This window comes from Bacillus sp. IS1 (assembly GCF_032461585.1).
Classification (GTDB): Bacteria; Bacillota; Bacilli; order Bacillales; family Bacillaceae; genus Bacillus; species Bacillus velezensis.
The window spans coordinates 1-26,894 of record NZ_JAWCWR010000003.1; the positions used below are offsets into that span (position 1 = coordinate 1).

Sequence of the window (26,894 nt, forward strand, 5' to 3'; positions counted from 1 at the left end):
AATTTATTGAGGAAATTAGTAAAGAAGGTTTGCTATTTACAGTAAAGTATTGCGAAGAGTTTCTAAATAGCGATCTAACTAAAGAAGAAAAGGAAGACATTATAAAGTGTAATGCAGAAATATATTTTCCGACAATTGGCTTACCGCCTATAGAATGGTTAAAAAGTGTAATAGAACAACTAAAAGAGGCTATTTAAAAGAAACACTGAAAGGCCCCCATTTTATGGAGGGTCTTTTTATATTGATACCGAAGTTTTTGGCTTTCTTATCCGGATAGAAATGCAACACCGACAGTGCGGTTTGGATCTACTTGACGGCATCACTAGCTGAACTTTTCAACAAGTTTGACCCTAAAAAGAGATACGGACCATAAATTTCGAGCCGAAAAATCAAGTTCGCCAACAACTTGCGAATTTGATAAACCGGCTTTATTAAGGGAAATTAAAAAACCCTTGCTACGCAAGGGTTTCGGCTATGATTCCGACTGGGCTCGAACCAGCGACCTCTACCCTGTCAAGGTAATGATTATCTTCTGATACGAACAGACGTTTTATTTCGAAACCTTATTTTATAAGGTTTGCTGACCAGTCTTTCTGATAAAAAATCTTCTGTTTTGGCTAAAAATGAACAAGTTGGTCCCCAATTCGTCCCCAACTGTCTCCACATAAAAATAAATTAAAAAGGCCCTGAATCCATTGAGTTAAATGTACCCTTATATACCAAGTGTTCATCTAGATAAAAGACGATAGAATAATGATTGTAAGGTTTCGAATATGTAATAGATTGACCTACATCAGGACATTGATACATCTTATCACACCATGTTTCATATATTCCGTTTGATGTAAGATCCTTCATAATTAATTTAGCATTGAATGTTGGTTCATCTTTGTTAACATTAAATGTGAAAGTTACTTTTTCTTTAGTAAGATTCACTGATTCTACGAAAGTCCACGCAGAATAAAAAAACCAGTTTTTAGGATCAACTATTATTATATCTCTAAAATTCCGTTTAGTAGACTCATCTAAAAGATTAATAAAGGTTTCTTTCTCAGCTTGGCTTCTACATACAATTCTCTTCAAAAACCTAAGATCACATTTATTAGGTATTATCAACTCTGCATGTTTATGATATTTAATATAAGATTCATTAATAGGATCGTAGTAACCTTCATGATATACAAACTCAAATGGCATTTTTCTGAAAGATTCTGCGTCGTTATAAATAGTAGTCGAATCAGAGGCCAAATTACCGTATGTAAAACTAGAATTATCCATAGCGAGCATTGATAGACTATCAAAAAGAAAAAAGACTGGCACTGGACAATGTGCTTTTAGGTCGGGATTTATTTGGCTGTGTGAGCGTATCCCTTCATTACGATACTGAGTTGGTGTTTTAGGCCTGAAATAAAATCTAACGTAATTTTTACGGTCTTTCCATGTATTTTCTATTACTGTCTTACTTGCATTATCGACTTTCATTATGCCTTTTTCTAATGCTTGATTGCGACAATAAATATATCCTTCTGTAAGGATGTTTTTTGCGTTCAATAAATCTGTGAAATGATAAACGTATTTCGGAAAACGTGTCATTTTGAGAGGTGGTAAACCAGTTTTTAATTTACCTGTAGTTAACTCATCTATTACTTGTTTAAATTCATATTTATTTTTTGTCCCTTGGTTCAACTGTGGTTTCCCCCTCCTTATTTTGAAAACCAGTGTTCATTTTGTAAGGTACTACTCTTATTCCATTTACAAAATCTTCATCGTCATTAAACTTATACGCAATTTCGACTGGCTCTATATAATCCAATCTATTTAATAAATTTAAAACTAAACCACCATATTCATGCAAACCTTCAGGTAAATCTTTTTTTGTGCAAAAACCAACTTTTCTAAGTAATCTCCATAGTTCTTTAAGTTGGTATAGAGAAAGAACATGTCTATTATCATTATTTTCAAAAAGAATACATGGTGATTTTTCTAACTGATCGAATTCATCAATTACATTAATTTCCTCAAGGTAAATTCGCCAGTTCTCACCTTTAACTGTTAGATTGGATTCAAAATTGATACTGTATTGTAAGTCTTCCCAGACTTCATTGAAGCTTAAAAATTTTGGCATTGCCTTCAACCAATTTTTTGTAGCCAATATTTCTTTATGCTCAGGTTTTGACTTTTTACTGTCAGTAAGATGAATATATACCTCTATCGGCAAAGGTCTTAAATAATGCTCCATAAGTGGTTGAACTTGTGTTTCCCAATCAAGACCTCCATTGCCGCATCCTAATAATGGAAATGAAATTGATGTTATACCCTTTTCTTCATAAGTAGCAACAAACTTTTTCAATCCAGCTTCTATATATTCAAGTTTCGATGGCGAACGCCAATGTTTTTTTGTTGGAAAATTTAATATCCATTTATGATCAGATTTGTATATCCAAAGTTTACCTATGTCTAGGGCTTTATTTTCGCAAAAAATTTGATATTGTTCAAACATTTCGGGGTAAATTTGTTTAAATTGTTTAGCTATCCCTTTCCCCATCACCCCAACAGTGTTTACCGTATTAACCAAAACTTGGGCTGGGCTTTCAAAAATATTCTGCTTTACGTAAGTAATCAATTTACAACACACCTTTAGTGGAAACTATATATAGACTATTCATTACAATTATTATTAGACCTTAAACATATAACTTTTATTTAACCTCAAACGGGCGAAATTTCTTGTTAGCTTCAAGCTCTTTTTTTAAATTTTCAACATCTTGTCGTAAAAATAAACTTGACGTACCTACTTTTTTGACCATCGCGATTCTTCCGTCTTTAATTAGTTTACTCATTCGCTGCTTATTTACATCTAAAATCTTTGCCACTTCAGGAGTACTTAAGATTTCCCTTACTACAAAATCCTCAACGTCCTGACGACACTTTAAATGGTACTCCATATTTTCCCCATCCCATTTATTAATTCTCAATACAGTTCATTCGATAAGGTCAATATATGACACGTTCATCTTTTGAGCTACAATAACTGTTAATCTGGAAGAAAAAATGTTTGTTTCTCTTTAGAATTTCAAGTCATCAATAAAGAATATGAATTCATTTTTCTTAACATTAGTCTTATGATATAATTTCATTATAGTTGATGTATAGACCAAGGTCTATACATTTTCAAAAATAAACTCTACTCTTAAGTGCACTCCTAATAAAAATGTTCAATAACGATTTTTTTCATTACGATCTTAGATAAAATCCTACCTCCTACTTAATAATTCACTATAAAACAAAAATAGGAAAAATGACACAAATCAAATTACCATTTTTGTCTTTGAATCACTCAGTAATATTTTTCTTTATTCTTCCATAATAATATCTTGTTGAAGTATTTCGTATGAAAGGATATGGTCATGAAAGTTTTCGAAGCAACCACCCTCCTCGCCGCTGCCAAACAGCGCGCGGGTGAATACAAAAAACTGCGCGGCCAGATGGTTAATCTAAAAAAAGCGTTTCAAGGTATGGCTGATTTTGGTGACAATGATTTCTCAGGCCGGGGCGCAAATAACATCAAAGCTTTTTTCAAGGACCACGCCGGCGTCACAGACAGCTGGCTTGATCTGATCGATATGAAAATCGCATTTCTCACAAGCCTTCCCGGCAAGGTCGAAGACGCCGGACTTTCCAATTCGCATGTGGAGGAATCATTTCTGGAGCACGAGCTCACCCACGCTCTCAGTAAATCAAAGGCGATTATGGAAGAGCAGAAAAAGGACATGCGCTCCATCCTCGGAGAGATCGAAGACATCATCTCGCTCGAATTGTTTTCAACCGAAAGCACGGATCAGAAGCTTTCTTCAGCTGACAAAAAAAGAAGCGAAACGATACATAAGCTCGGCAAGCTTGATCACGATCTAACGAAAGAATACGCAGAAACCGAAGCAAACGAACAGTTCATCCAAGCCGACTTTCAGCAGCTCCAAAACGCCACGGGCAAAGGAAAAAGCGCCACGCCGCTTCACTACAACGCCAAGGCGTACCGTGAAAGCGACATCCATAAGAAGAAAGGCGAGATTGCAAGACATTCGGATGCTTATTTGACGATTAAAAAGGAAGAAGCGAAAGAGCGAGAAATCAAGGATCTGAAGAAAAAGCTGGCTGATGGTGTAACCGACCCGGATGAATACTTAGAAATCGCCAAAAAGGTTGGCTATGAGAATCTCACCCCTGAACAGCTTGAATTTGTTTCATTTCTGGAACAGCGTAAAGCTTTCATGGATAACGGAAAAGAAGCATTGCAAATCATAGGTGATGGCGCCAAAGGTCTGCTTGTTGGTGTATACGATCTTGCCAAGGATACCGGTGAAGGAGCACTTCAACTCGGACGGAATATAGGTTGGACAATTGACAACTTAAACAAAGACCCTCAAAAAGTTCTGGATACTGTTCTGGAATACGACTATCTAGGTGTCTTTCAAAGTATGGTTGACACATTGAAGGATGATTGGGATAAAAAGATGATTCACGGGGATGCATATACACGGATGCACTATGTTACTTACTTGGGCGGAAGTCTTCTGTTATTGAAAGGCGGAAAGTCCTCTGTCTCAACAGGCTCAAAAGATCTTGCTAAAGCTGGTGGCAAAATTAAAAAAGGCGGAAAGTCTGTAAAACAGTTTTACAAATCTCCTGTCAATCGGTATACTCCTGCATTAGAAGGAATCCTTCAAGATGCTGAGAATACTATTAATGTGAAGAATACACCACTCCTAAAAAGAATAGCCGATTCCACTAAAGATAGTGTACTCTTTAAATCAATCAATGGTAAGTCATCAAAAAACAAGACAGTTAAAAAAGGCCTTTCCAAAAAATCAAGAGAAGTTGCGCTTCCAAAGGTAGACACATATGAACAAGCTAGAAATGAGGCGCTAAATCTAATTGGTGATTTAGGAATAGATTCAAAACCTTTTATAGGTACTTTATCTAAAAGCGCAGGCTTTGGTAAAGTTACTGGCCGAATGTCTGGAGATAATAAAGTCCTTTGGAGATTAGATTATGACCCCGAAAAGGGACCTCATATAAATGTTGAGGATTATAGAAATGGAAAAGGAGATAAGGCAAAGAAATATTATATACCTTTTAACGGAAACGAAGATACTTATAAATCCCTTTTAAAACATTTAAATAAATAGGAAGTGTTAATATGACCTTATACGAAGAATGTCTAGAAGCTCTTGGAGATAACAAAGAAGTCCTCACTATTTCTGAGACACGTAAATATCATGAGCAACTTGGCGAAAGTTTCCCCTTCACATCATGGGGAAGAATTAAATGGGATGAAGTAACTTATCACAGATCTATTGATTACGCTGAAGATATTGATGAATGGTTAGTTGAGAATAAAATAGATAATAAAACTGTTATTCTCCTTTGGGCTTACGGTGATTATCCAGCTGTAAAAACCAGCTTAGACAACGCCTTAAACGTAATTGATGATGTAACTGCTGTAGGTTCAGATACCTTCATGTTCAGCGAATCTGGTTATGTTATTGAATTTTTCCATGATGGAGATGTAACAATAGGAAAAGCAATATGAAAATATTAGCCCTTTTTAGTTAAGAGAATCAATATGAATTTAGAGAAAAAAATGAAAGATATATTAATTAAAAGAAAAAAACTTAATCTTAATGATGACTATGGCATTCAAAAAAGTTGGGATGAAATAATTGAAGTGCTCTCAGAAAACGAAGAAAATACAATCAGCTATCTAGAAAATTGTAATAAAAGCAGATTTATATTGGGTCAGTGAGGTATTTGAAGATTTAGCTGAAAGTTTGCAAAGTAAAGAACTTATTGATTGTTTAAGAAAATTAGATGAAAAATACCCTGGCCTAGAAATGACAAATGATATTGATATAGCAGAAAGTTATATAGAATAATATACTTACCACCTCTTATATTTGAAGATAACGATTCTTGGTGGTGGTAAGCAATGATTGAAATTAAAGTTTCTGATCCTGTATTTAGATTTCTCGGTGGACATTTTCACCAAGATATAGAGTCTCCGGAAAATGCACTTGATGAATATTTAAATGAAGCATCACAAAAACTAAAAGAAAGAGATTTAATAGCACTAACTGAGTTTGTAAATAGTGATTATTCAGAAGAAGACAAGAATGAATTTATAGAGGAAGCAGCGGATGGTATATACTTTCCTGAAGATGATATAACTCCATTAGAATGGCTTAAGCAAGTCACTGAACAAATTAAAAAACACCTTAAAACAACATAGTTAGAAAAAGAGCCCTCTTATAAGAAGGGCTTCTTTTATAATTTCAATTTCACTTCTAGCTTCGCTTTCGTTTTTAGTCCGTAAATGCCGTATGTCTTCAAAACAAACATGGACTGAATCGTTCGACCGCATTTTTGATGACAGATAAATTGAAGTGGTATAAACTGCAGAAAAAGAGGGTAATAAAAAAAACCATAATAATGGACTTAATTTATATTCTTCTAATCTCATTTTATGGGATTTTCCCCATCTCTCTGATGAACAAAAAGTCGCTAAACCATATCGGCTGTATTAGATGTAGAGATGTATATTAATAAAGATGGCTCAATAGCTACTGCATATCCTTTATATAAAAAACCAAGGGAATGATTGATTTTATTATGAAATATTCATTTGAATGTAAAAGAGCCCGTTTAGGGTACTTACGAGTAGTTCTCCCCGCAGAGTTAGAATACTTTTCTGATTTCATTGAAGACATTGTTTCGGTAGATGAAGCTGATGAATACTTGAAAATGATTCAAGATGTATTGGATGGTTCTTCTGAAGAATATGAGATTCAACTAAATACAACCATTGCATATATAAAAGAAGATCAAACAGTCATAGAACACCTTTATACAGAAAATGAAAACGATAGAAGCTCCATGGAAACAGAAAAATTCAAAAAACTTATACTCGACTGGAGAGACAAGATCCCCCAAAGGTATAAGAGTGATGATTGAAACTTTAGGTCCCTTGAAATTCAAGGGACCTTTTACTTTAATACCGCTCCAAGTTTCACTTTGTTTTCGATCCACAGTTACTATCTGAAGAACTCATTAGGAACCGTCTGACCAATTTTTTGGTTTTCAGTGCATAATAGCTATCAATACCATATCCTTGCCCTTCTTACTGGAATAATGTAAGCCTCTAGAGCTGTTTCAATAAAAAGTAAAAAACCCTTGCTACGCAAGGGTTTTGGCTATGATTCCGACTGGGCTCGAACCAGCGACCTCTACCCTGTCAAGGTAGTGATTAGCTTCTGATACGAACAGATGTTTTATTTTGAAACCTTATTTTATAAGGTTTGCTGACCAGTCTTTCTGATAAAAAATCTTCTGTTTTGGCTAAAAATGAACAAGTTGGTCCCCAATTCGTCCCCAACTGTCCCCAAATCAGATTTATTGACAACAGAACTAACGTTCGTATATCATCTTTGCAGGAGTTGAATTGCAATGACCGATTTTGAACGGAAAGTGTATCGGATTATTTTTAATATGACTCGCTTCGGGAAAAATCCCTCCATGGAACAATTGAAAAGGAAAACCGGGAAAGATGAGCAGACGATACGTGCTGCTGTGAAAAATTTGATGAGGCAACGCATTTTGAAGTGGGATAAGAAAAAAGAGAAGTGGATGTTTTGACTCATTACAATAAAGTTAAACAAAGGATTTAAAAGGGGTTACATGGTTTATTGCACTTGATGCTCTTTTAACAGTTGATAGTGTTCATAGGTGAATTGAAATAATCTAAAAAGAGGAAACTGCAAAAAAAGCTCACCATAATAATGGCGAGCTTTAATCAATTAGAAGCGTTTCTGCATGATCATAAGAAATTATCTGAAGTTCGTCTGTTTCTTTCCAAGCGTTTTCCTCATGTGAAAAATCACTTATATCTCCAGAGCCGTAATCAATAAAGAATTTATCTACTTTTTGCAATATCTCAAATTCATGTTCATCAAAGATACTCTCATTGAAGTTCTCTAAAGATTTAATTTGGTTTGCAACATAATTACCTTGCATTTCGTACTGTATTTTAATAAGCTTATTTTTTTCTAACGTTGATAATAGCAATTCATAATCTTTAGGTACTGGTCCAAATTTAAAACGAACGTAGGGCATCCCTGTTATGGATAAAGTGTTTTGCTTGAAATTTAGAAAATCTGAATAAAATAATAACTTCATTAGTTTGGTTTTCTGTACTCCGAGTTGAGCAAAGTACAAAACCATATTTATTAATTTCTCTATATTAAAAGGACTATAACCTGAGTCAATTGTTTTTTCGTGTATTTTATAATTCATTTGAATAGTATCCAACAGGCTCTGCTCTACTTCGCGTTGCTCTACACAACTGAGTTTACTCTTTATTTTCTCTTGCTCTTTATCATTAAATTTGTACATTCTTTGCTTAAAAAAATCATCTAATTTCTCTGGATTTTTGTTTAGTTGCAAGTATATATTCATATGTGATGAATCAGGAATATACTTACCTGATTCATACCGTACTATTGTAGACTTACTCCATCCTAAAATCCGAGAAAATAAATCCATAGACAAACCATATTGATTTCTAATATTTTTTATCTCATCAAGAGGCAGACCAACTCGCTCTGTATAAAGCTTAACCAACATATTCATTGTTTCATTATCTAAAGTTTCATTGTATAAATCTTCATTACACGTTTTGCATTGCAAAACTCTCTCTGTAAGATCGAATGTCTCACCTTTGAAAGTATACTTAGTGGGACGTTCTACAATTATGGTTTCAACATCTTTATCACAGACATCACAATATTGAATTTTTGTCTTCACCATAGTGTCCTCCATTGTCAAATCTCCCTGTTTTTCATCATTTACCCAATTGTTGCACTTACCAATCCTTATGAAAGGATAAACAGACACATCCACGACGCTTATGAATTTTCATTTTGATGTATACTTGATCACCGTTTACAACTTTTTTGAACACCCAGATTACTTTTCCCTCATGCTTACGGTCAACATCAATAATCGGTCCGTCTACATAATGACTTGGTGTTAAAGTTAAGGTTTCATTCCAGACCTGACTAACTGTTGTCAGTCCAATATCCAATAGCGCTTCTTTCCACTTAACCTTTTTTCCTGATGGATGATTATAAGTTCGTGGTATGAAATCTCTTTTGCCGCTGGAGATTAGTCGTTTAGCTTCTTTCAAAAAGGATTTTGAATCTTTATTATGCAGAAGCTTTCTCCCCCAGTGACATTTGTTATTTTATTTATTTTATAATATTGAATATATAAAGGGTATATACCGAGTATATACAATACCGGTATCAATTGATACCGTTTTGACACGAAAATATTCCTGACAGGAATATTTTTTGTCGACACCTTTCGACATTTGGAAGAGATTACAATGGAGAACAACTTAAATTATAAACTTTCTAAGAATAAATGGAAATAACTTAGTGAAAATTCTCCATAATCTTTATAATCTCTATTATTAGGTAGCAAACGTATTACAAATTTAATCAGAAAATTCCTTCTCATTTCAAGAAAAGCTTCGCTCATCATAAAGCCAGTACTCTTACAACCGACTTTAAGTTTTCCCCCTTAACTCTGACACATTTCATACAAGATAGGAACAAAGATACAGGTCAAATTATTCATTTTTCCTCTTTGGATCGCACATTAATCTTTTTCTTCATTCTTCCATGGTAATATCTTGTTGAAGCTTTTTAAAAGAAAGGATATGGTCATGAAAGTTTTTGAAGCAAACAGCTTGTTGACCGCTGCCAAACAGCGTGCGAGTGAATACAAAGAACTGCGCGGCCAGATGGTCAATCTAAAAAAAGCGTTTCAAGGTATGGCTGACCTCGGTGACAGCGACTTTTCAGGCCGGGGCGCCGACAACATCAAAGCCTTTTTCCAGGACCACGCCGGCGTCACAGACAGCTGGCTTGATCTGATCGACATGAAAATCGCATTTCTCACAAGTCTTCCCGGCAAGGTCGAAGATGCCGGACTTTCCAATTCGCATGTGGAGGAATCATTTCTGGAGCAAGAGCTCACCCACGCCCTCAGTAAATCAAAGGCGATTATGGAAGAGCAGAAAAAAGACATGCGCTCCATCCTCGGTGAGATCGAAGACATCATCTCGCTCGAATTGTTTTCAACCGAAAACACGGATCAGAAGCTCTCTTCAGCAGACAAAAAAAGAAGCGAAACAATACATAAGCTCGGCAAGCTCGATCACGATCTAATGAATGAATACGCAGAAACCGAAGCGAACGAACAGTTCATCCAAGCTGACTTCCAGCAGCTTCAAAATGCCACGGGCAAAGGAAAAAGCGCCATGCCGCTTCACTACAACGCCAAAGCGTACCGTGAAAGCGACATCCATAAGAAAAAAGGCGATATCGCAAGACATTCGGATGCTTATTTGACGATTAAAAAGGAAGAAGCGAAAGAGCGCGAAATCAAGGACCTGAAGAAAAAGCTGGCTGATGGCGTAACCGACCCGGATGAATACTTAGAAATCGCCAAAAAGGTTGGCTATGAGAATCTTACCCCTGAACAGCTTGAATTTGTTTCATTTCTGGAACAGCGTAAAGCTTTCATAGATAACGGAAAAGAAGCATTGCAAATCATAGGTGATGGCGCCAAAGGTCTGCTTGTTGGTGTATACGATCTTGCCAAGGATACCGGTGAAGGAGCACTTCAACTCGGACGGAATATCGGTTGGACAATTGACAACTTAAACAAAGATCCTCAAAAAGTTCTGGATACTGTTCTGGAATACGATTATCTAGGTGTCTATCAAAGTATGGTTGACACATTGAAGGATGATTGGGATAAAAAGATGATTCACGGGGATGCATATACACGGATGCACTATGTTACTTACTTGGGCGGAAGTCTTCTGTTATTGAAAGGCGGAAAGTCCTCTGTCTCAACAGGTTCAAAAGATCTTGCTAAAGTTGGGAAGGCGGCTAGCGAAAAGATTAAAAATGGCAATCCATCTGTCAAGCCTTATGCCAATAGATATACCCCGGCATTAGAAGGGATTTTACAAGACGCCGGGAATACTATTAATGTTAAAAATACGCCGCTTTTAAAGAGATTAGTTCAATCAAAGGATGATTTGTTTACTAAAGCCGCACCTTATACTTACAGAGATGAATACGGAAACCTCAAAACAGTTAACTTAAAAATGGGCCATCTTAAAAACCAAAAACATCCTAAAACTGGAGTTCCATATAATAAAGACGGTTTCCCAATTTTCAAAGCAAAATTTGATACGAAGATTGATTCTAAACTTTATAAGGAAAGCGATTATTTACAATTTAAAGATGCAACCTTAAAATTAAAAGAAGAAATTGAAAGAGATCCTTTACTTAGAAATCAATTCAATGACCTTCAAATCGAAATGATAAAAGCTGGTGAAACACCAGACGGATATACTTGGCATCATCACCAAGATTCAGGGAGAATGCAATTAGTTGACCAAAAGGTGCATCGGCAAACAGGCCATACAGGAGGTCGGCACCTTTGGGGTGGTGGAAGTAAGAACAGATAGGAGTTGGTCAATATGACAGAGTGGAGATTTGCCGAAGAACCCATCGGGGAAACAACTGTTAAAAAAATCGAAAAGGCTTTAGATATTAAGTTTCCAAACGACTACATTTCAACTATATTAAACAACAATGGAGCACGCCCAAGTAAAAAGATTTTTGACTATGAAAATACAAAAGGCGCGGTTTTTAATCGATTACATGGCCTAACTGAGGATAGTTCAAGTTTTATTTTAGAGATCTTAGAAGATTATCAGGATGGAAGAATGCTTTCAGGGATAGTCCCTTTCGCCTCTGATCCTTTCGGTAATGAAATCTGTTTCGATTATCGTCAGAATAAAGAGAATCCCACCGTGGTATTCTGGGATCATGAAATTGCATATGAAGATCCTGATGGGGCTTTGAGTCATATATGTGATTCATTTACCGAGTTGATTAATAAACTATACGAGGAATGAACGGATAAAGAAAACGACCAAAAATAAATAAGCTCATTGCCCTTCCTCTTTGTGGAAAAGGGCTCTTTTTTATTTCAATAACTTATTGTTTCACTTTTGTTTCGGGCCGCTCAGGATTTTAGGAGTAAGCCCATGTATAAGCTGGAACCTTCTCACTGCATCCCTTGAAGGATTTAAAAGGGGATATTAATTTAATTGACCTGCCTAGTGTACTTGACGTTAATTTGAAATAAGATCAAGTGAAAATTTCTCCCAAGAATTTGTCCAAATAATGTTATAATGGAGAAAAAAGAAGGGTAAGCAAATTATGGGAGATATTGTTTCAGCTTTTTTGGACAAGAGTCCACCTTGGTTTTTTATCATTTCTAGTTTTATTCTTATTGTCATACTCCTAATTATTGGTTTTTTTGTATATGTTGCTGTAAAACGATTTGCTGATAACGCAAATAAAGAAAATAAGATTATCAAACTTTTAGAAGAAAGAGAAACACTTAAAAATGAAAATCTGCACAATAAACTACTAACAGAACAACTAACAGTCGTTATCTCCAATGCTAAAACCTTTGTCGATTTGTTAGTATTAATACAAAAAAACCGATCAGGTTCAACTGGTGATGCTGTACTAGATGCCATCAATACAATTTTGGAGGGACTTACCGCTGTCATTAAAACTGACATTGGCGAAATGCACAGGTGTGGTTTTTGGATAAGTGATGACACAGGTCTTAGGTTACTTTGTGGAAGTTCGGGCTTTCCTCTTGATTATCCCGGTAATAGAGTTTTAGATATAAATAATTCTATAGCTGGACGATGTTTTAGAAAATCAGAATCAATAAATATTGCTGATGTAACTAAAGATGTTGACTGGAAAGACTCAGATTCTTCAAACACATATAGTTCACTAATATGTATTCCAATAAGTGAATGGGGAGTCGTTACCATTGACGCAAAAAGAGAAATGAGTAATAATACGTTACAAATAGGACAACTTTATTGTTCTATTATAAGTGGCATTTTAGGTGAATATTACGAACTTGTACAGGATGAAGATATTCGCGAGCAAAACCCGGACAGAGATTTCGATGATTTTGTTGATGAAGTTGCTGCTAATGTTGAATCTTAGCCTAAGGAGTTGATGAGATTGAACAGCAAATATACACTCCAAAAAACAGCAATAAAAAAGCTATTTAATGACAACAAAATTTCAAAAGAAGAGTTGGAACAGATATTAGCGAGACTTGAAAAAGAAGCAAACTTCATAGATAAACAAAAGAACAAACGAAAAGAATTAGTCAAAAAAGCTCGATATAGAATATTCGAACATGTTTAAAAACCCCTTCCACATAGGAAGGGGTTTTATTCTTATTGCTGTTTTAATAATGCTTTCAGTTTTGCCTTTGTTTTTGGTCCATAAATGCCATCAGGAGTTAGTCCATTCATCAGCTGGAACCGTCTTACGGCATCGGCTGTTTTCGGTCCATAATAGCTATCAATCCCAAAGTTTTTGGCTTTCTTATCTGGATAGAAATGCAATGCCGCCAGTGCTGTTTGAATCTGTTTAACAGCATCGCTGTGCATTAATGGACTTTTCACTTTGAAAATGCCAGAAGGTAGATTAAAAGATGTTTTCTTTTTGCTTGAGCTTGATTTTTTCACCGTTTTGGATGAAGTTGTTTTCTTGCTTGATGTTTTGCTGCCAAGCGCTTTTAATTCAGCATCAATCGCTGCTTTGACTTCATTCCAGCGTCCCTCTGCTAAAATACGGTGCGGGCAATACTTTCCGCTCCAGTCTTGATGCTTCCTTACACGATCAATGCCCCACCCGTATTCTTTAAGAAGCTGCGCCACAAATTTGATAGCCAGTGCCTCCGCTGCTTGGTATCGCGCTCCGCCTGACTTGCTGTAGCAGATTTCTACACCGATAGACTTACGGTTCCCGGTTCCGTTTGTACCGTCGCCAGAATGCCAAGCGTTCCGGTCCAGCGGAATCCCCTGAATTACTTCTTTATCATCTACAGCAAAATGATAGCTTGTCGATTCGCTGTTTCCCGTCATATAACTGATTTCATTGGCGGCTGATGCGTCGTTTGCTGTGTTATGGATGGTGATATACTCCGGCGTCATTGGATTCGGGCATTTCAGTGCGTAATTTTCACTTGGAACTAATCTTTTTTTGACTGCAATTGTCATGAAAAATCTCTCCTATTCTGTTTTTGAATTAAAAAAACAGCAGCCGGATTAACCAGCTGCCTGTTCGTCTTTTTCTTTTGTCTGATCGTTGTCGCTTTCAATTACGTGAAGCCGGTCAGTGATGACGGCCGGAATTTTAACGCCGATCTGTGCCAAATTTTCCGTGATGGACAGGCCCTCATTTGCGATATAAAAAAGAACGGTTCCAAAGGTCAGAACACCGTTCAAATTTGTTATCGTATCAATAATGTTTGCGACGATGACCACCATAAAACTGAGCATCTTCCGCACATACCCAAACCACGCGCTGCGGCTCCGCAGCTGCTTCATTTTCCACGCTTTGATAATGCCGGTGATGACATCCAAGATGCTGAGGATCAGAAGCAAGTCAAGGTATTTCACCTCCCCGAAAAGATATGTTCTTGCGATCTGTAAGCTTTCAAAATTCATCCACACATGTATTCCCTCCATTTTGATCACCTCCTTCGAGGCAAAATAAAAACACCTATTCAGTTACAGGTGCTGGTTCACTATTATTTTCTTTCGACGCTGCTGTCGCGTTTAATTGCTTTTCGAGTTCCTCGCGTTTATTATCTGCAAACGTGTATAGCGCTTTATATTCGGCCAGCTCATTATTCTTCAGATTCAATTCCTGCTGTAGGGAAGCAGCTTTATATGCTGCAATTTGTAACTGGTCCTGAAGTTGCTCTTTTGTCATTTCTTGCATTCCTTTCACTCCTTACTCTTGATCGGGATACGCATTACCGCGTTCGCTTTCTGTAATTTCATCATATTCCGCTTGTGTGATGCGGCCTTTCTCAACGGCTTTTCTCATTTCAATGGTCAAAACAGTTCCATTTTTCCAGCAATCCTCAAAAAACCCGAAAAGAGCACTTCGGTTCTCCAATGGGCTCCCCCCGTTTCCTTTTATTGATTCATTAAGAGATTGCAAACCCTCTGAAGGTCAAGGACTTGTTCCTGCAACTTTTCCTCTGTAGTCTTTTCCTTTTCTCTATCTTTTGCTTCAATATTTAATACCACGGGCTCAAGCTTCATCTTTGTCACCCTCCTTATTTTGAACGTAGATTGTTATAAGCCCCTCTCGGTTGCCTTGTGGATCAACGACAATTTGAACTGGAATCATAATAAGCTTTTTGCTCCCACTGTACCCTTGATAATAACCGTCAGGCTCTACATAGGTTTTTGTAAGCAAATAGCTTATTTCATCCGACTTTATATCATGAAGAACATATAATTGATACGCTACTTTTGTTGTATCGTCCGGCTGCAGATCGAACGAAACAGCCTCCATGGGATATGTCTTGTCTCCTTTTTTTATAGAGCCGGCAGTTATATCAATTCCCGTGCTGGTTTCTTCTATTTCAATGCCATCCGCATAATAAAGACTCATGTTAAAATCCCTTTTTTCAATCATAAAAATTACTCCCTTATTGTGATTCGTAAAAAATAACTATTTGAACCTTTATCGTTTTTCCCGCAACTCCGGCAGTAGTCCCGGTCCCTCTCACTCCAATATCAACAGAACTAGCGCTTATATTTTCTAATCCTACCGTAACCGCATTAGAATATGCGCCAATCGCTGTACCTACCGCCGCAAAAACGTTCTCAGGCGCATAATCAAAACTATCAACAAAAGGAATGCGATTGTAGCGTGCGTACGCAGTTGCCCCTCCGTCAGGCGGCAGTTTAATGTCCCAAGTAAAGCAGTAAACCATCAAACCGTATTGTAGGCCTCCATGCTCGTCTTCTAATTCTGTAGAAACATTGCCACCCATCAATTTGAATTCGCAATTTTTTGCATTCCCTGCTACAACTTTGGTTCCCAATGGTAGCGTTAAATCTGATGCATCAACAATCGTTTTTTGGCCTGATTTCAGTCGAATGACCCCTGGGACATCAATATCTAAATTATTCGGTTTAAAGCGATAAATAGTAGCTGATCCTTCAAAAAGGGCCTGATAACGGTTATATGTGAACGGCTCTCCTATATTTTTAGGATTGGTAGTAGCAGTAAGAAGAAAAGCGTCTTCTTCAACAGCTGCCTGTCTTTCCATTTTCATATTAAAATGGCTTATAACTTGTCCAACATCTCCTATTTCTGAATACATTGAAATAGTTGGAACCGTTTCATATGCGGTTTGCTCGCCTGCGCCACGGAGCTCTATTTTGCCATCACCAATTGAAACTGTTCTATAGATTTCATTATAGGAATCACCAGGATCAAAAAACTTTCCTTGTTCCTGCATTATTTTCCCAGAACTAACAATCAATTTGTTGTAAACATAATGAGAGTCTCTGGTGTACTGGTAAATCTTATCGCCTTCGATATAGTATTCGGCATCTTCTGATTGTGTCAGCGCCTCGAAACGGGCCCCTTTTATGGTCACCCCCTCAATCGTGATACCTTTTAACGTCCCGACATTTATTTTGTCCGCTGAAAGGTCTTTGATCTTGGCGTTTGTTATTGAACCATCAATGATGTGTACCGAATCAATTATTGCTTCTTTTAGATGTGCCTTTGCGATAGCCGCATTTTGAATAGCCGCTGTCCCGATTGCCGCCTCAGCTATTTTCGCACTTGTTATGGCTGCATTTTTTATATGAGCTGCTTCTATTACCGCCTTTTGGATGTGGTCGCCATCAATAACCCCATCAACCAGCTGAGTATCAAACGGGCTATAACCATAATCAGAAATGACATCGCCTTTGCGTACCTGTACCTTACGAATAACAAAGCTACAGGGCTCAGTGTTTCCGTTTCGATTATATCCGCCGATTCCAATTGTGTAATCAGAGCCGGTTTCCGGAGCAGTAAATTTGATATTAACCCTTATAAATTGATCAGACGGAAAAGCAGAAATATCTTTCTGTTCATTGCTGCTAATTTGTATGAAAGTACTTCCTTTTTTCAAATGAATATAATTTATGTCTGTGGTATTATTCCTCTTTATTTCAAAAGACAGTGTATATTGTTGATCTTTGACCAATGCCATTCTTTGAACATTAACAGGCGAGGACCTGTTACCACATATTCCGAAAGCTATTCTAGTTGTTCCATTGATGACTTGAGAAACAGTCATTTCGTTAAATTCTTTTTCCTCAACACTGTGGCTTGTGTCCAGGTAATCATAGAACCATTTAGATTTTAAAAGAGAGCCAGGTAAGATATTAGCATCATCAAAGTTTCTTGAAAGTTTATCAGCGTCAACGGCCAGCTGGGCCAGTTTTTCTTTTGTGATCGCACCAAAAACAATATCATCAGTCAGAATGCGCTGGGTGGTCGCGGAAAACTGATCTGTGAATTCGCTCGCTGTGCCCCGTGTGTTGATTGAGCGCAAGCGATAATACCAAACTTCATTTACTCCCGTAAAATGCTCATATCCGCCTGTTTTGCCTCTGAAAATACGATTCTCTTTTAATGGGGTGAATCCATTTACTTGTGAAGCATATACCTCATAGGCTGCAATATAACTGGACGGATCATAGTCCCATGTCAGAGCCACATTCTGAAACATTGGCTTGATCACTACATTCGTCGGAATGGGCGGCGCTTTGTCGGGGAAGCTGCCATCCGTAACCTCTCCGGCATCCGGTTTACTTTCCCAAGTGCCGCGATTTTTTTCAATTACGCTTTCAATTTGATCAATCCGGCCATCTTTTTGTAATGCTGATAAAAATTGGCCGATCTCAACGACGCAAGTATTTTCAGGGTCGGTAATATCGTATTCCATTGAAATAACGCGCTGCGATGTCTCAATTGGGATAGCGAAGTTTCGATCAATTGCGATCGTTGTATCTCCCAATTCCACATGTTCGTGTTCGTGTCCCGGCACGCTCTCGAGCAGTTGCACGGACAGTTCGTAATTGATTTCTGTCTTACATGCAGTCGTTATCAAATGATTATATGTGGCCTTTAAGAGCTCTTCCGGATCCGTTATGTCTTCATTATTGAACTGGCCTTCCCGATGGATCAACTTTCCATCTTTAAGGCGCCCCAATCTTTCTAATAAATCCGGATCGCCAACCCATTCCTGGCCTAAAGGCTTATCGACCGGGTCGCCTTTTGATTTTTTCCATTCTACTTCAGAGAAATCAATAAAACGGGAATAGCCGCCCGTTTCCTCTCCTTCCTCATCCGTAGATGCTATGGATGCCCCGTAACCCCAAAGGGCTGTCACCGGGTAACTGATAACGGTCCGCCGGATATTCGTTGTATCCTTATAACTCTCAAAGCGCTTCCCGCTGTCTTTACCGCGACGGGGAAGTATTTTTATGATTCGTTTGACGACCTTATTTCCATCAAATTCTATAGTGTCCTGAAGCTCTCCGCCCCATATATTGATCACGTCAGCGATACAATCCAACGCTGTTTTTTTATAGAAGGTAGTCGAATTCACTCCAAGCTCCGCCGTTACTTCCGCCACCCATCTTGACCGAGAAAGGACGTTGTCCAGTACAAACTGAGCAGTTTTGTTAGTTGGGCGGAAATCTTTTACAAATGTTTCGGCAAGCTCCATCATGGCAGCCTCACAGGTAACCTGGGTGTTAACCTCTCCTTCTTCGTCTGCATCATCCAATTCCTTGATGACAAACAGACGCAGTACACCGTCCTTATCTCTGAACACCACTTGATTCTCTTCAAATAAGAAGCGTGCGTCAGGATGGGAGGCGTCCGCTACAAAAGAAAAAGAAGAGCCCTTGTTCAGCTCTTCCTTGTATTTCGCATCCCAGAACGTACAGGTTTCTCGTCCGTGGCTGGACAGCACTGTCAATAATTTATCATCTGGTGAAAGTATATAAATGTCAGCCATGACCGGACCTCCTTACAAATATGCCTCATTAAATTTGATGCTGCTATTATGACTGAACTTGATTTTAACTGGCGTCCTGGGCGGCAGTAGAAACCAATCTGATTGAATTTGAAGTGCTGTCATGATTAAATTACCGCTGCAAGTGACCTTTCTTTTTGCTGAATCAATTACAAGAGTGTCACCAGCGATAAAATCGTACAGCAGCTTGATCGTTTTCGATACAGACCCATCATCATTAAGAAGAGCCACCTCATATGAAGTGGCTTTCTCTTCAAAGACGCATTCGATTGTCGGGTCTACGGCCGCATATCCCGGATTAATGATAGTCTGAATACCTGAATTAAATTCAAAATCCTTCGCCGGGCCGTATTTTTTTGGGTCAGGACAGATAAAAGTCAATGTTGCAGTCTGAAAGCCTCCCTGTTCTTCGCCTTCTGAAATGCTTTCAAAGACAGCATTATAGACTCTGTCAGGCTCATCGTGAAAAATTAACGGTTTAGGCTCTTCAGTGTGAAGAATAAAAGTCAGTTCCTCCTGCTTTTTCTTCAGCTCTTCTTCACTACGGAAGGCAAAAAGAACCTCAACGGTTATGACTCTTACAGGAATTCTTGTGTCCCGCAGGAAACCGCCGGGGCGATTCCCGATAGTGGCTGTATTCACTTCCCTCCCTGTCACGCCTCGGCCGCCCGTGGACTTTACATAAAAGAAGGGTGATATATCAATGCCATCAAATGTGATTTTCCATTGATTAGGCAGCAGTTCCTGATAATTGATCAATTAAATCTATCCCTCCTTGCGTTTGACCGTTTTTGTGCGTATGTTACAGGCTTTTCTACTCCTTGACCGACCTTCTTGCTGTCCATCTCAACAACAATCATCCTGTCAGGCAATTCAAGATTCCGGATGTCCGCGCTCAATTCTTTTCTAACCGTGCCGAGTTCGCTGCTGGAAATGGATGTGTCATATGCAAAATTCAGATCCTCCTGCTGAATAGTCATGGCATCACTGACGGCGCCCATAGCTTTCTGAACGGTGCCGATACCATTCTGAATCCCCACAGCGATACCGGCAGGAACCATGATCCCGACCTGATCCCGCATCAATCTGGATGGGGAGTGGATTTTCAATTTTTTCTTAATCGTTTTTTCAATTGTCGAGGCGATGGAATTTGCTTCTTTCGCCAGCTCGCCCTTCATATTCTTCATTCCAGAAATAATGCCGGCCATTGTATTTGACCCGATGGCTTTTCCGCTTTTCTTGAGAGAACCAAGCTGTTTTACATCCACTGTAAGCTCCCCAATTTTGCGGAGATAGTCATTTTTCAGAAGTGCCAGTTCTTTATTTGCGGCCGACCGTAATTCATTTATTTTCTTGGTCGTCGCGTTCTTCAACCCGGTTAATTCTTGGGTAGCCTGGTCACTGGCCAGCTTGTGCTTTTCTTTCCACAGACTTACATACTCATTTAGCTCCGAATCTGTCATGCGGGCTATTGCATTAATCTGATCAGCTGACCCGACACCCATTTCTTTCAATTCGTCTGTGAATGCCTTCGGTGCCCGGCTTGCTATTTTTGTGATGTCAGTGTTGAACGTTTTGATCTTGTCCAGCTGCTTTTTAAGATTTGAAGTCAGCTTGGAGCCGTTCACATTTTGACTTGAGACATCGTCAAATAGACCGATGGCGTTATAAATCGCGTCAGTTCGGTCTTGCAACTCCTTTTTATAGGCATCGTTGGCCGCCTTAATATCGGCAGTCAGTTTATCATTCACTTTTTTGAATTTTGAGAGATAAGTATTGTTTGCAGAAAGAATGCCCTTGTTAAGTTTGTCAGCCGCTTTCTTTTCGGCTTCCTTCTGCTTTCTGGCCTTATCAGTCATAGCTTTTTGAGTCTGATAGATTTCCCGTTGAACCTTTATTTGCTGGTCAGAATTCAGCTTGTTCTTCTTCTTGATTTTCTCAAGCGTTTTGATATAGGTATTCCCGCTGATTTTTCCTGTATCGTATTTTGCCTCAGCTTTCTTAATCTGATCTGATACTTTCTTGGTATACGCCAGCTTCGCCTTCGCTTCCTTGCGCTGCTGCTCTTTCAAAAGCTTCTTCTGTTTATCAGAGGCGTTTTTGGATGCCTGATATATCTCGCGCTGTATTTTTCGGTTTTGCTCGCTGGTAAGCTTGTTTTGCTTCTGAATCTTCTGCAATGTTTTGATATACGTATCCGCGCCCATTTTCTTGGTGTCATACTTCACTTCAGCGTTCTTGATTTTGTTGGATACCTTTACCTCAGCCGCCTTCTGAGCTGCTTTTGCTGCTTTTGCCGCGGCCGCTTTTACTTTGGCCTGTGACTTATCAATACCAGCCGCCATACCGGTGCCGACGTGATAACCGACCTGGTCACGCATTACCCTTGACGGAGAATGGATTCCCAGAAGTTTTTTCATGCCGTTAGGAATTGCATTTGCCATTGATTTCACTTTGCTCGCTAAAGCCCCTGCCATGCCGCTGATACCATTTATTAAGCCTTGGATGATGTTGCGGCCAATGGACTTGAGGTTGATGCCTCTAAAAAACTTCATGACACCATTCCAAATGCTGACGATACGTTCTTTTGTTGCTTGGATACGGTTTACGATTTGCGCTTTCATATAGCTGAATGCTGTAGAAGCCGCGCTTTTAATGCCGTTCCAAATGGACATTACTTTGCTTTTCACTGTATTCCATAGGCTTATTACTCTGTCTCTCGTTGCTACAATTCTATTGACGATTTGCGCCCGCATGTAGTTGAAAGCTGTGACAGCTGCACTTTTTAAAGCATTCCAGACAGATGTCACTTTGCTTTTTATCGCGTTCCACAAACTGACCATTTTGTCTCTGGTTGCAATAATCCGATTCACAATTTGTGCGCGCATATAGGTAAAAGCAGTCACTGCAGCACTTTTCAGGGCATTCCATATGGACGATACTTTACTCTTAATTGCATTCCAGATGCTGATCATTTTATCTCTCGTCGCAATGATCCTGTTAACGATCTGGGCCCGCATATACGTAAAGGCTGTGACAGCCGCCGATTTAAGACCTGACCAAATTGAGGTAATAGTGTTCTTAATGCCGTTCCATACTGAAGTCGCAGTCTTCTTAATACCGTTCCAGACATTAGAGAAGAACGACTTTAGCCCGTTCCATGTTGATGTTGCTATCGTCTTTATACCTGTCCAGACAGTAGACAACCAACTGGAAATAGCACCCCATACCGCAATTGTAGCCGATTTCACCGTGTCCCAATTCGCGATGATCAAGGCAACCAGACCGACGACAGCCGCCGTAATCCATCCGATAGGCCCCATTGCGATTACCCATGATGCCGCCATACGTGCCGCCTGTGCTGCCGCTTGTGCCGCAAGCACCACAAGTTGCCGACCGAATAAAACCATTTGCTTACCGCCTGCAACCAACAAAGATATAAAATTGCTGATCTGCGCCGCCGTCCAAGCCGCTGCCATGCGGGTTGCCTGCGCTATGGATTGCGCTGCAAGCACGGTCATTTTGGCAATGAAAAGACCCATCTGCTTAATCCCGTTTGTCAGCATTGTGATAAAAGAGGTGATCTTCATTGCTGTCCATGCGGTTGCTGTACGGGCAGCACTTGCGATTGATTGAGCAGCCATTACAGTCATATTCTTGATCCATAAACCCATTTGAACAATGCCGCGCTTCAGAGCAGAAACAAACGCTGATATTTTCATGGCTGTCCACGATGCCGCCATTTTCACAGCATTAGCTGTTGCGCTTGCTGCCATCGCTGTATACTTCGCAATGAATTGCCCCATAGTAGCTATCGCTGATTTTAATTGGCCAATCATGCCAGTCAGTTTTATACCCGCAGCTGTGGTTTTAAAGGTCCGTAGATATTCAGCTGCTTCTTTAAAATCTTTAAGACCGTTGGTAACAGCACTGACTGCTACTATCGCCGGAACAATAGCTCTTAAAGCACCGATTAATGAAATGCCCGCCGCAATGAACTTCCCGATTGCCGGGTTTGCTTCCATCGCCGCATTAGTAAATTTCAAAAACCCATTTACATTCTCCAAAATCGTTTTGCCTAGTGGAGCCATGCCAACAAGCAAGTTGATGATAGTCTTCGCGATCTGCCCCAATGTGCTCCATACTGTAGGGCCGTTGGTTTTGATATAGTCAATGAACGATTGAAATTCTTTTGTTTTCGTAACGCTGCCTGCCCACTCATTGAACCGCTTGGTCAGATCTACGAGTGATGTCATCATGTCTTGTGACATAGGAGCGAATCCAGTAAACAGCTTTGTCAGGCCGCCCGAAAAGTTTCTGATAATCTGCAACAATTTTGGGCCGTTGGTTTTTGTATACTCCACGAAAGCCTGAAATTTCTTTGAAGAACCCAAGTTCGCTGACCATTTCACCCATGATTGGGTCATTCCTTCGATGGATTTTGTCATGCTCTTTCCGGTCGGTCCGAATGCTACGATGAGATTGAAAACTGTCCGCAAGACATTCCCGGCAGATCGGCCGAATGAAGCAAACGCCTTCGGAGCTTCTTTGTTCAGATAGGAAATGAATCTCTGCATGTCCGGAGCCTTGAAAGCCTTGTCCATGCTTTTTGCCAGTCTCACGCCCTCTTTCGCCAGCCCGTCAAACATTGGAATCAGTGAGTTAAGCGCGAGTTTAAACGTATTAAGAGACATACCGAATGTTTTTAAGATCGGCTTTTGAACCATCGTACCGATGTCCCGCCAGTTGTCTCTAAAGTCTTCGAGGTTCTTTAATGCCTCTCTCTCTTCTTTTCCAAGAGATTTTTGCAGATTATTGATCTGTTTCATGATTTTAGCGCGCTCTTTCGCGCTTGTTGCATTGTCCAGCTTCTCCTGCAGCTTGGAAAGGTCTTCGGATGCTTTGAATACACCGCTTATCGAAGTAATAGCAAGGGCGCCGAATGCCGCCGCGCCTGTTCCCGCTGTTGCAAATGCACTGGTTAACCCCATTACTCCGCCGGCTGCCACCCCGAGCATAGGACCCAATGAGCCGATTACCCCGACAATACTTGCAAGGGCTGGCGAGATTGCAGGAAGTAGGGACGTTAATGCCCCGGCAATTGAATGACCGATGACCGTTGAAACTGAGTTTGTAATCTTGGCAAGCCTGTTCATTGACGTTTCAAACCGATCAATTCGAGCTTCTATACTAATCCAAACTCTTCTCGGCAGGGACGCCAGAGCAGCGCGAGCCGTTGCCACAGAGCGCATAAGCGCAGCCGTGTTTCCGTTTATGACCGTGGTAATTCTGTTTGGCAGTGAAGCCAAAGCTGAACGGACTGCCGAAACCCCGCGCATGATAGGCGACGTGGCCGCATTAAAAGTGGTAGTTACGTTATGAGATACTGATGCTATGGCTGACCGCGCAACAGCGACAGCACGCCCTAAAGGAGTGGGATTTCCGTCTATCGTCGTTGTGATTCTGTTCGCCACCGCCGATAGCCCTGCTTTAGCGCGTGCCAATGCGGAAGATAACGGCCGCACATTCCCCATTAATTGCGTGGTGACAGTTTGGGGAATCTGTCTTAATCTTTGCTTCGCCCAATTGATGGCCCGAGTTAAAGGGTCTGAATCCGCATCTAAATCAACTCGCGTGCGTTGATGTCGATGAACAAAGTTATCTATTTGTTGCGCCGCCTGCCGTACTCTTGCCTGAAAGCTGGCAATCTCGGCGTCAACCTCGACTGTGTGATGATCAGCCATCCGGCGCATTATATCGTTGACGCGATCCATACTGCGATTAAATTTTCTTGTCTGTGCTTCAACTATTGCTGTCAGTCTTTCGATCATTCCCTCACCCCATTCCTTGTCCGAATTTTGCAAAGTGGTTGCGGATTGCATCATTAAACCGCTGAACCCCTTTGGCTCGTTTGCCGAGCTCGTTTACATCTGACTTGCGCCATTTGTCGTTATCGCCAGTGATATTGCGCTCCAATTGGCGTCTGGCCTTCTTCGCATCAAACATTTTCGTTTCTTTGGGGCGCTTCTCATTCATGGCGTAACGATGAAACATGGCGTTTCTTGCCATAAGCTCCAATTCATCTATTTCTCGCAACTTGGCCCCTTTGAGCAGAAGCTTGTACTCGTTAGGAGTCCATGACATGATTAAATCCACATCATAAACCCCGAGCCAATGTGCGGAGTTCGTAATTATTTGGTCGTAGTCGATCCCGTTCTCTCTTTGTATGCCTCTTTCATCATCTTCAAGACTTCCTTGCCGTTCTCTTCGTCCTCCAGCCGTTTCGCTTCCATTTCCGGTGTTTCGTTCGGAGCCGGTTTCTTCCCTTTGTTCATCTTCTCCATCATCTTCCACCGCTGACGGATCACGCCTCTGAAAAAACCCGCTGAGTCCAATGTCGTAAATGCTTCATTGATCATCTTGTCAATTGCGTCGCCTGTTTCGTCTTCATCAATGATTTTTATGATTGCTTCCTCAATAGCCTCAGTTGATGGCTTTTCTTTCTTCAAGTAAGCAAGTGCGCAATCCCAAAAAGCAGAAAGATAGGAAGCCTCTTCGTTGAGCAAGCTCATGTAAATATTCATTGTGCCGCCTTTGCCCTTTTCGTCCGCAGTGGAATATTTTTCGTTTGCTAATCTGTCAAAAGCAAAGTCGCAACGTGATTTGTATTCTTTATCTCCGATAGTTAAGTAAGCCATTTATAAAACCTCCGATTATTGTTGTATGTTAAAAAAGAGCCCGGGAAGCCCGGACCCTATGATTCCTTTTCTGTTCGTATCGTAAAATTAGCCGATCGTTCCGATTCCCCGGCCGAGTTCACTGCCGACACGTTAAAAATGTAGGCGGTGTCCGGCTTTAGATTAGGATTCGACGTGTACGAATTCTTTGAGACAGTCGCTATTTTTGCATAAAACCTGTAAATATTGTAAGATGTCGCCCCTTTCACCGCATCCCATGAAAAACTCACCTGATTTGAAGTGGCGCTTTTCGCAGTTATATTGCGGGGAACGTTAGGGCGTAACCGCTTGTGTTTGCGTAACAATCTCAGTCATTGAGGACTCACCCGCATCGTTCACAGCAGAGACGTTGACCGTGAGTTTCGTATCGGCCGCAATTCCTGTCAAGGTGTGGGATGTGCCAGTGACAGTTGCGTCCAGCTGCTTGCTCGCTCCCCTGTATACCTTATATGAAGTTGCCCCATCTACCGCATCCCATTTCACGGTCACGCTGTCAGCTGTAGCCGTGAACGATAGATTTTGGGGCGCCTTAGGGCGTAGTTGTTTTTTTGGCATTCTCGCCAAACTGCATGAACTCTTTGGCACCGGCAGAAGATCTGATCTCGTCAATTAATTCTTGAGGCAGAGGATCAAGTTCACCTTTACGGGTCTTACCGAGAACAGGCAATGTTGTTGAAACCTCAATAAACCCATCTTGCGGTGCACTTTTTTCTAAGTTCTCGATGATTGCATGTCCATATTCAGAATCATGCTTATCGTTTTTGTTTTTATTCAGGTTTACTTTCCATACCTGAACTGTCTCTTCGTTGTCATAAGCATCTTCAATCGCCGTTTGACCCGGATCAGAGACAGCAGCATAATATGTCAGTTCGATGCTCTCAGATTTAGGGCCGTACCCAACAATTCGGCCAGACTTTGTTGATTCATCTTTTGTATCTTGTTCTTTCGTATGACTGCCTTCTGTTTGGAATGCGATAAACAGACCTTCAGTCGAAGTAGCATTCATCGGTTGAACAAAGTAAACCTCATCAATACCATTCAATAAATCTGCCATTTTGTTCA

Annotated in this window: 29 protein-coding genes and 1 pseudogene; 11 read left to right on the plus strand and 19 right to left on the minus strand. The window is 39.9% G+C overall.

What is annotated here, in order from left to right:
• The coding region (locus RUW00_RS13210) for a contact-dependent growth inhibition system immunity protein (protein ID WP_315956631.1) at positions 1-197 on the plus strand (197 nt) is incomplete at its 5' end.
• Between the two features lie 478 nt (positions 198-675).
• On the opposite strand, the gene RUW00_RS13215 is transcribed toward RUW00_RS13210, so the two are convergent.
• The 3 genes from RUW00_RS13215 to RUW00_RS13225 form a co-directional block, all read right to left on the minus strand.
• On the minus strand, positions 676-1,686 hold the full coding sequence (locus RUW00_RS13215; RefSeq protein WP_095273420.1) for a DarT ssDNA thymidine ADP-ribosyltransferase family protein: 1,011 nt from the start codon (positions 1,684-1,686) through the stop codon (positions 676-678).
• Positions 1,664-2,623, minus strand: a complete 960-nt coding sequence (locus tag RUW00_RS13220; protein ID WP_217988065.1) for a macro domain-containing protein — start codon at positions 2,621-2,623, stop codon at positions 1,664-1,666. The genes RUW00_RS13215 and RUW00_RS13220 overlap by 23 nt, the downstream gene beginning before the upstream one ends.
• A 76-nt stretch (positions 2,624-2,699) precedes the next feature.
• The gene (locus RUW00_RS13225; RefSeq protein WP_095273419.1) at positions 2,700-2,945 is read right to left on the minus strand and encodes a helix-turn-helix domain-containing protein; all 246 of its coding nucleotides are present in this window, start codon (positions 2,943-2,945) and stop codon (positions 2,700-2,702) included.
• A gap of 462 nt (positions 2,946-3,407) precedes the next feature.
• Between RUW00_RS13225 and RUW00_RS13230 the strand changes: the two genes are divergently transcribed.
• The 6 genes and pseudogenes from RUW00_RS13230 (at position 3,408) to RUW00_RS13255 (ending at position 7,689) form a co-directional block, all read left to right on the plus strand.
• Positions 3,408-5,186, plus strand: a complete 1,779-nt coding sequence (locus RUW00_RS13230) for a T7SS effector LXG polymorphic toxin (RefSeq protein WP_280145021.1) — start codon at positions 3,408-3,410, stop codon at positions 5,184-5,186.
• An 11-nt stretch (positions 5,187-5,197) separates the two neighbouring features.
• The gene (locus RUW00_RS13235; protein WP_021494070.1) at positions 5,198-5,590 is read left to right on the plus strand and encodes a CDI toxin immunity protein; all 393 of its coding nucleotides are present in this window, start codon (positions 5,198-5,200) and stop codon (positions 5,588-5,590) included.
• Positions 5,591-5,623: 33 nt separating this feature from the next.
• Positions 5,624-5,933 (plus strand): annotated as a pseudogene (locus tag RUW00_RS13240) (hypothetical protein).
• Between the two features lie 53 nt (positions 5,934-5,986).
• Positions 5,987-6,286: a contact-dependent growth inhibition system immunity protein gene (locus RUW00_RS13245; RefSeq protein WP_095272961.1), complete on the plus strand. Its 300-nt coding sequence runs from the start codon at positions 5,987-5,989 to the stop codon at positions 6,284-6,286.
• Positions 6,287-6,651: 365 nt separating this feature from the next.
• Entirely contained in the window at positions 6,652-7,008 is a 357-nt protein-coding gene (locus RUW00_RS13250; RefSeq protein WP_095272963.1) for a tRNA-Val4, read from the plus strand.
• A gap of 492 nt (positions 7,009-7,500) precedes the next feature.
• On the plus strand, positions 7,501-7,689 hold the full coding sequence (locus RUW00_RS13255; RefSeq protein ID WP_213390673.1) for a hypothetical protein: 189 nt from the start codon (positions 7,501-7,503) through the stop codon (positions 7,687-7,689).
• Positions 7,690-7,842: 153 nt separating this feature from the next.
• Here the strand turns inward: RUW00_RS13255 and RUW00_RS13260 are convergent, their stop codons facing one another.
• On the minus strand, positions 7,843-8,856 hold the full coding sequence (locus RUW00_RS13260) for a type II TA system antitoxin MqsA family protein (RefSeq protein ID WP_315956633.1): 1,014 nt from the start codon (positions 8,854-8,856) through the stop codon (positions 7,843-7,845).
• A gap of 58 nt (positions 8,857-8,914) precedes the next feature.
• Positions 8,915-9,238 carry a hypothetical protein gene (locus RUW00_RS13265; RefSeq protein ID WP_213390675.1) on the minus strand — a complete coding sequence of 108 codons (324 nt, stop codon included), beginning with the start codon at positions 9,236-9,238 and terminating at the stop codon, positions 8,915-8,917.
• Positions 9,239-9,781: 543 nt separating this feature from the next.
• Here RUW00_RS13265 and RUW00_RS13270 point away from each other — a divergent pair.
• The 4 genes from RUW00_RS13270 to RUW00_RS13285 all read left to right on the plus strand — a co-directional run bounded on the left by RUW00_RS13270 (position 9,782) and on the right by RUW00_RS13285 (position 13,385).
• On the plus strand, positions 9,782-11,602 hold the full coding sequence (locus tag RUW00_RS13270; RefSeq protein ID WP_315956634.1) for a T7SS effector LXG polymorphic toxin: 1,821 nt from the start codon (positions 9,782-9,784) through the stop codon (positions 11,600-11,602).
• Between the two features lie 12 nt (positions 11,603-11,614).
• The gene (locus tag RUW00_RS13275) at positions 11,615-12,055 is read left to right on the plus strand and encodes an SMI1/KNR4 family protein (protein ID WP_061046860.1); all 441 of its coding nucleotides are present in this window, start codon (positions 11,615-11,617) and stop codon (positions 12,053-12,055) included.
• Positions 12,056-12,362: 307 nt separating this feature from the next.
• Entirely contained in the window at positions 12,363-13,178 is an 816-nt protein-coding gene (locus RUW00_RS13280) for a GAF domain-containing protein (RefSeq protein ID WP_061046861.1), read from the plus strand.
• Positions 13,179-13,196: 18 nt separating this feature from the next.
• Positions 13,197-13,385, plus strand: coding sequence for a hypothetical protein (locus RUW00_RS13285; protein ID WP_061046862.1), 189 nt, complete (start codon positions 13,197-13,199; stop codon positions 13,383-13,385).
• A gap of 32 nt (positions 13,386-13,417) precedes the next feature.
• On the opposite strand, the gene RUW00_RS13290 is transcribed toward RUW00_RS13285, so the two are convergent.
• From RUW00_RS13290 to RUW00_RS13355, 14 genes are read right to left on the minus strand one after another with little or no spacing between them, the layout of a single operon-like run.
• A complete protein-coding gene (locus RUW00_RS13290) occupies positions 13,418-14,245 on the minus strand; it encodes a peptidoglycan recognition protein family protein (protein ID WP_315956636.1) in 828 nt (275 codons plus the stop codon).
• Between the two features lie 48 nt (positions 14,246-14,293).
• Complete coding sequence (locus tag RUW00_RS13295) at positions 14,294-14,716, minus strand: phage holin family protein (RefSeq protein WP_119027023.1); 423 nt, start codon at positions 14,714-14,716, stop codon at positions 14,294-14,296.
• Between the two features lie 34 nt (positions 14,717-14,750).
• Entirely contained in the window at positions 14,751-14,972 is a 222-nt protein-coding gene (locus RUW00_RS13300; protein WP_007408578.1) for a hypothetical protein, read from the minus strand.
• A gap of 12 nt (positions 14,973-14,984) precedes the next feature.
• Complete coding sequence (locus tag RUW00_RS13305) at positions 14,985-15,152, minus strand: XkdX family protein (RefSeq protein WP_015388395.1); 168 nt, start codon at positions 15,150-15,152, stop codon at positions 14,985-14,987.
• 20 nt (positions 15,153-15,172) lie between these two features.
• Positions 15,173-15,301, minus strand: a complete 129-nt coding sequence (locus tag RUW00_RS13310; RefSeq protein WP_017417518.1) for a hypothetical protein — start codon at positions 15,299-15,301, stop codon at positions 15,173-15,175.
• On the minus strand, positions 15,291-15,680 hold the full coding sequence (locus RUW00_RS13315; protein ID WP_015388396.1) for a hypothetical protein: 390 nt from the start codon (positions 15,678-15,680) through the stop codon (positions 15,291-15,293). Before RUW00_RS13315 ends, RUW00_RS13310 begins: the two co-directional genes overlap by 11 nt.
• A 13-nt stretch (positions 15,681-15,693) precedes the next feature.
• A complete protein-coding gene (locus RUW00_RS13320) occupies positions 15,694-19,077 on the minus strand; it encodes a phage tail spike protein (protein ID WP_315956638.1) in 3,384 nt (1,127 codons plus the stop codon).
• Between the two features lie 12 nt (positions 19,078-19,089).
• Complete coding sequence (locus RUW00_RS13325) at positions 19,090-19,854, minus strand: distal tail protein Dit (RefSeq protein WP_315956639.1); 765 nt, start codon at positions 19,852-19,854, stop codon at positions 19,090-19,092.
• Complete coding sequence (locus RUW00_RS13330) at positions 19,851-24,926, minus strand: hypothetical protein (protein WP_315956663.1); 5,076 nt, start codon at positions 24,924-24,926, stop codon at positions 19,851-19,853. Before RUW00_RS13330 ends, RUW00_RS13325 begins: the two co-directional genes overlap by 4 nt.
• Before the next feature lie 4 nt (positions 24,927-24,930).
• The gene (locus tag RUW00_RS13335; RefSeq protein ID WP_071348589.1) at positions 24,931-25,239 is read right to left on the minus strand and encodes a hypothetical protein; all 309 of its coding nucleotides are present in this window, start codon (positions 25,237-25,239) and stop codon (positions 24,931-24,933) included.
• A gap of 47 nt (positions 25,240-25,286) precedes the next feature.
• On the minus strand, positions 25,287-25,793 hold the full coding sequence (locus RUW00_RS13340; RefSeq protein WP_266121946.1) for a tail assembly chaperone: 507 nt from the start codon (positions 25,791-25,793) through the stop codon (positions 25,287-25,289).
• 56 nt (positions 25,794-25,849) lie between these two features.
• The gene (locus RUW00_RS13345) at positions 25,850-26,137 is read right to left on the minus strand and encodes a fibronectin type III domain-containing protein (protein ID WP_223152009.1); all 288 of its coding nucleotides are present in this window, start codon (positions 26,135-26,137) and stop codon (positions 25,850-25,852) included.
• A complete protein-coding gene (locus RUW00_RS13350) occupies positions 26,106-26,387 on the minus strand; it encodes a fibronectin type III domain-containing protein (RefSeq protein ID WP_031378544.1) in 282 nt (93 codons plus the stop codon). Before RUW00_RS13350 ends, RUW00_RS13345 begins: the two co-directional genes overlap by 32 nt.
• Entirely contained in the window at positions 26,362-26,886 is a 525-nt protein-coding gene (locus RUW00_RS13355; protein ID WP_017417511.1) for a phage major tail protein, TP901-1 family, read from the minus strand. The genes RUW00_RS13350 and RUW00_RS13355 overlap by 26 nt, the downstream gene beginning before the upstream one ends.
• Positions 26,887-26,894 lie beyond the last annotated feature (8 nt).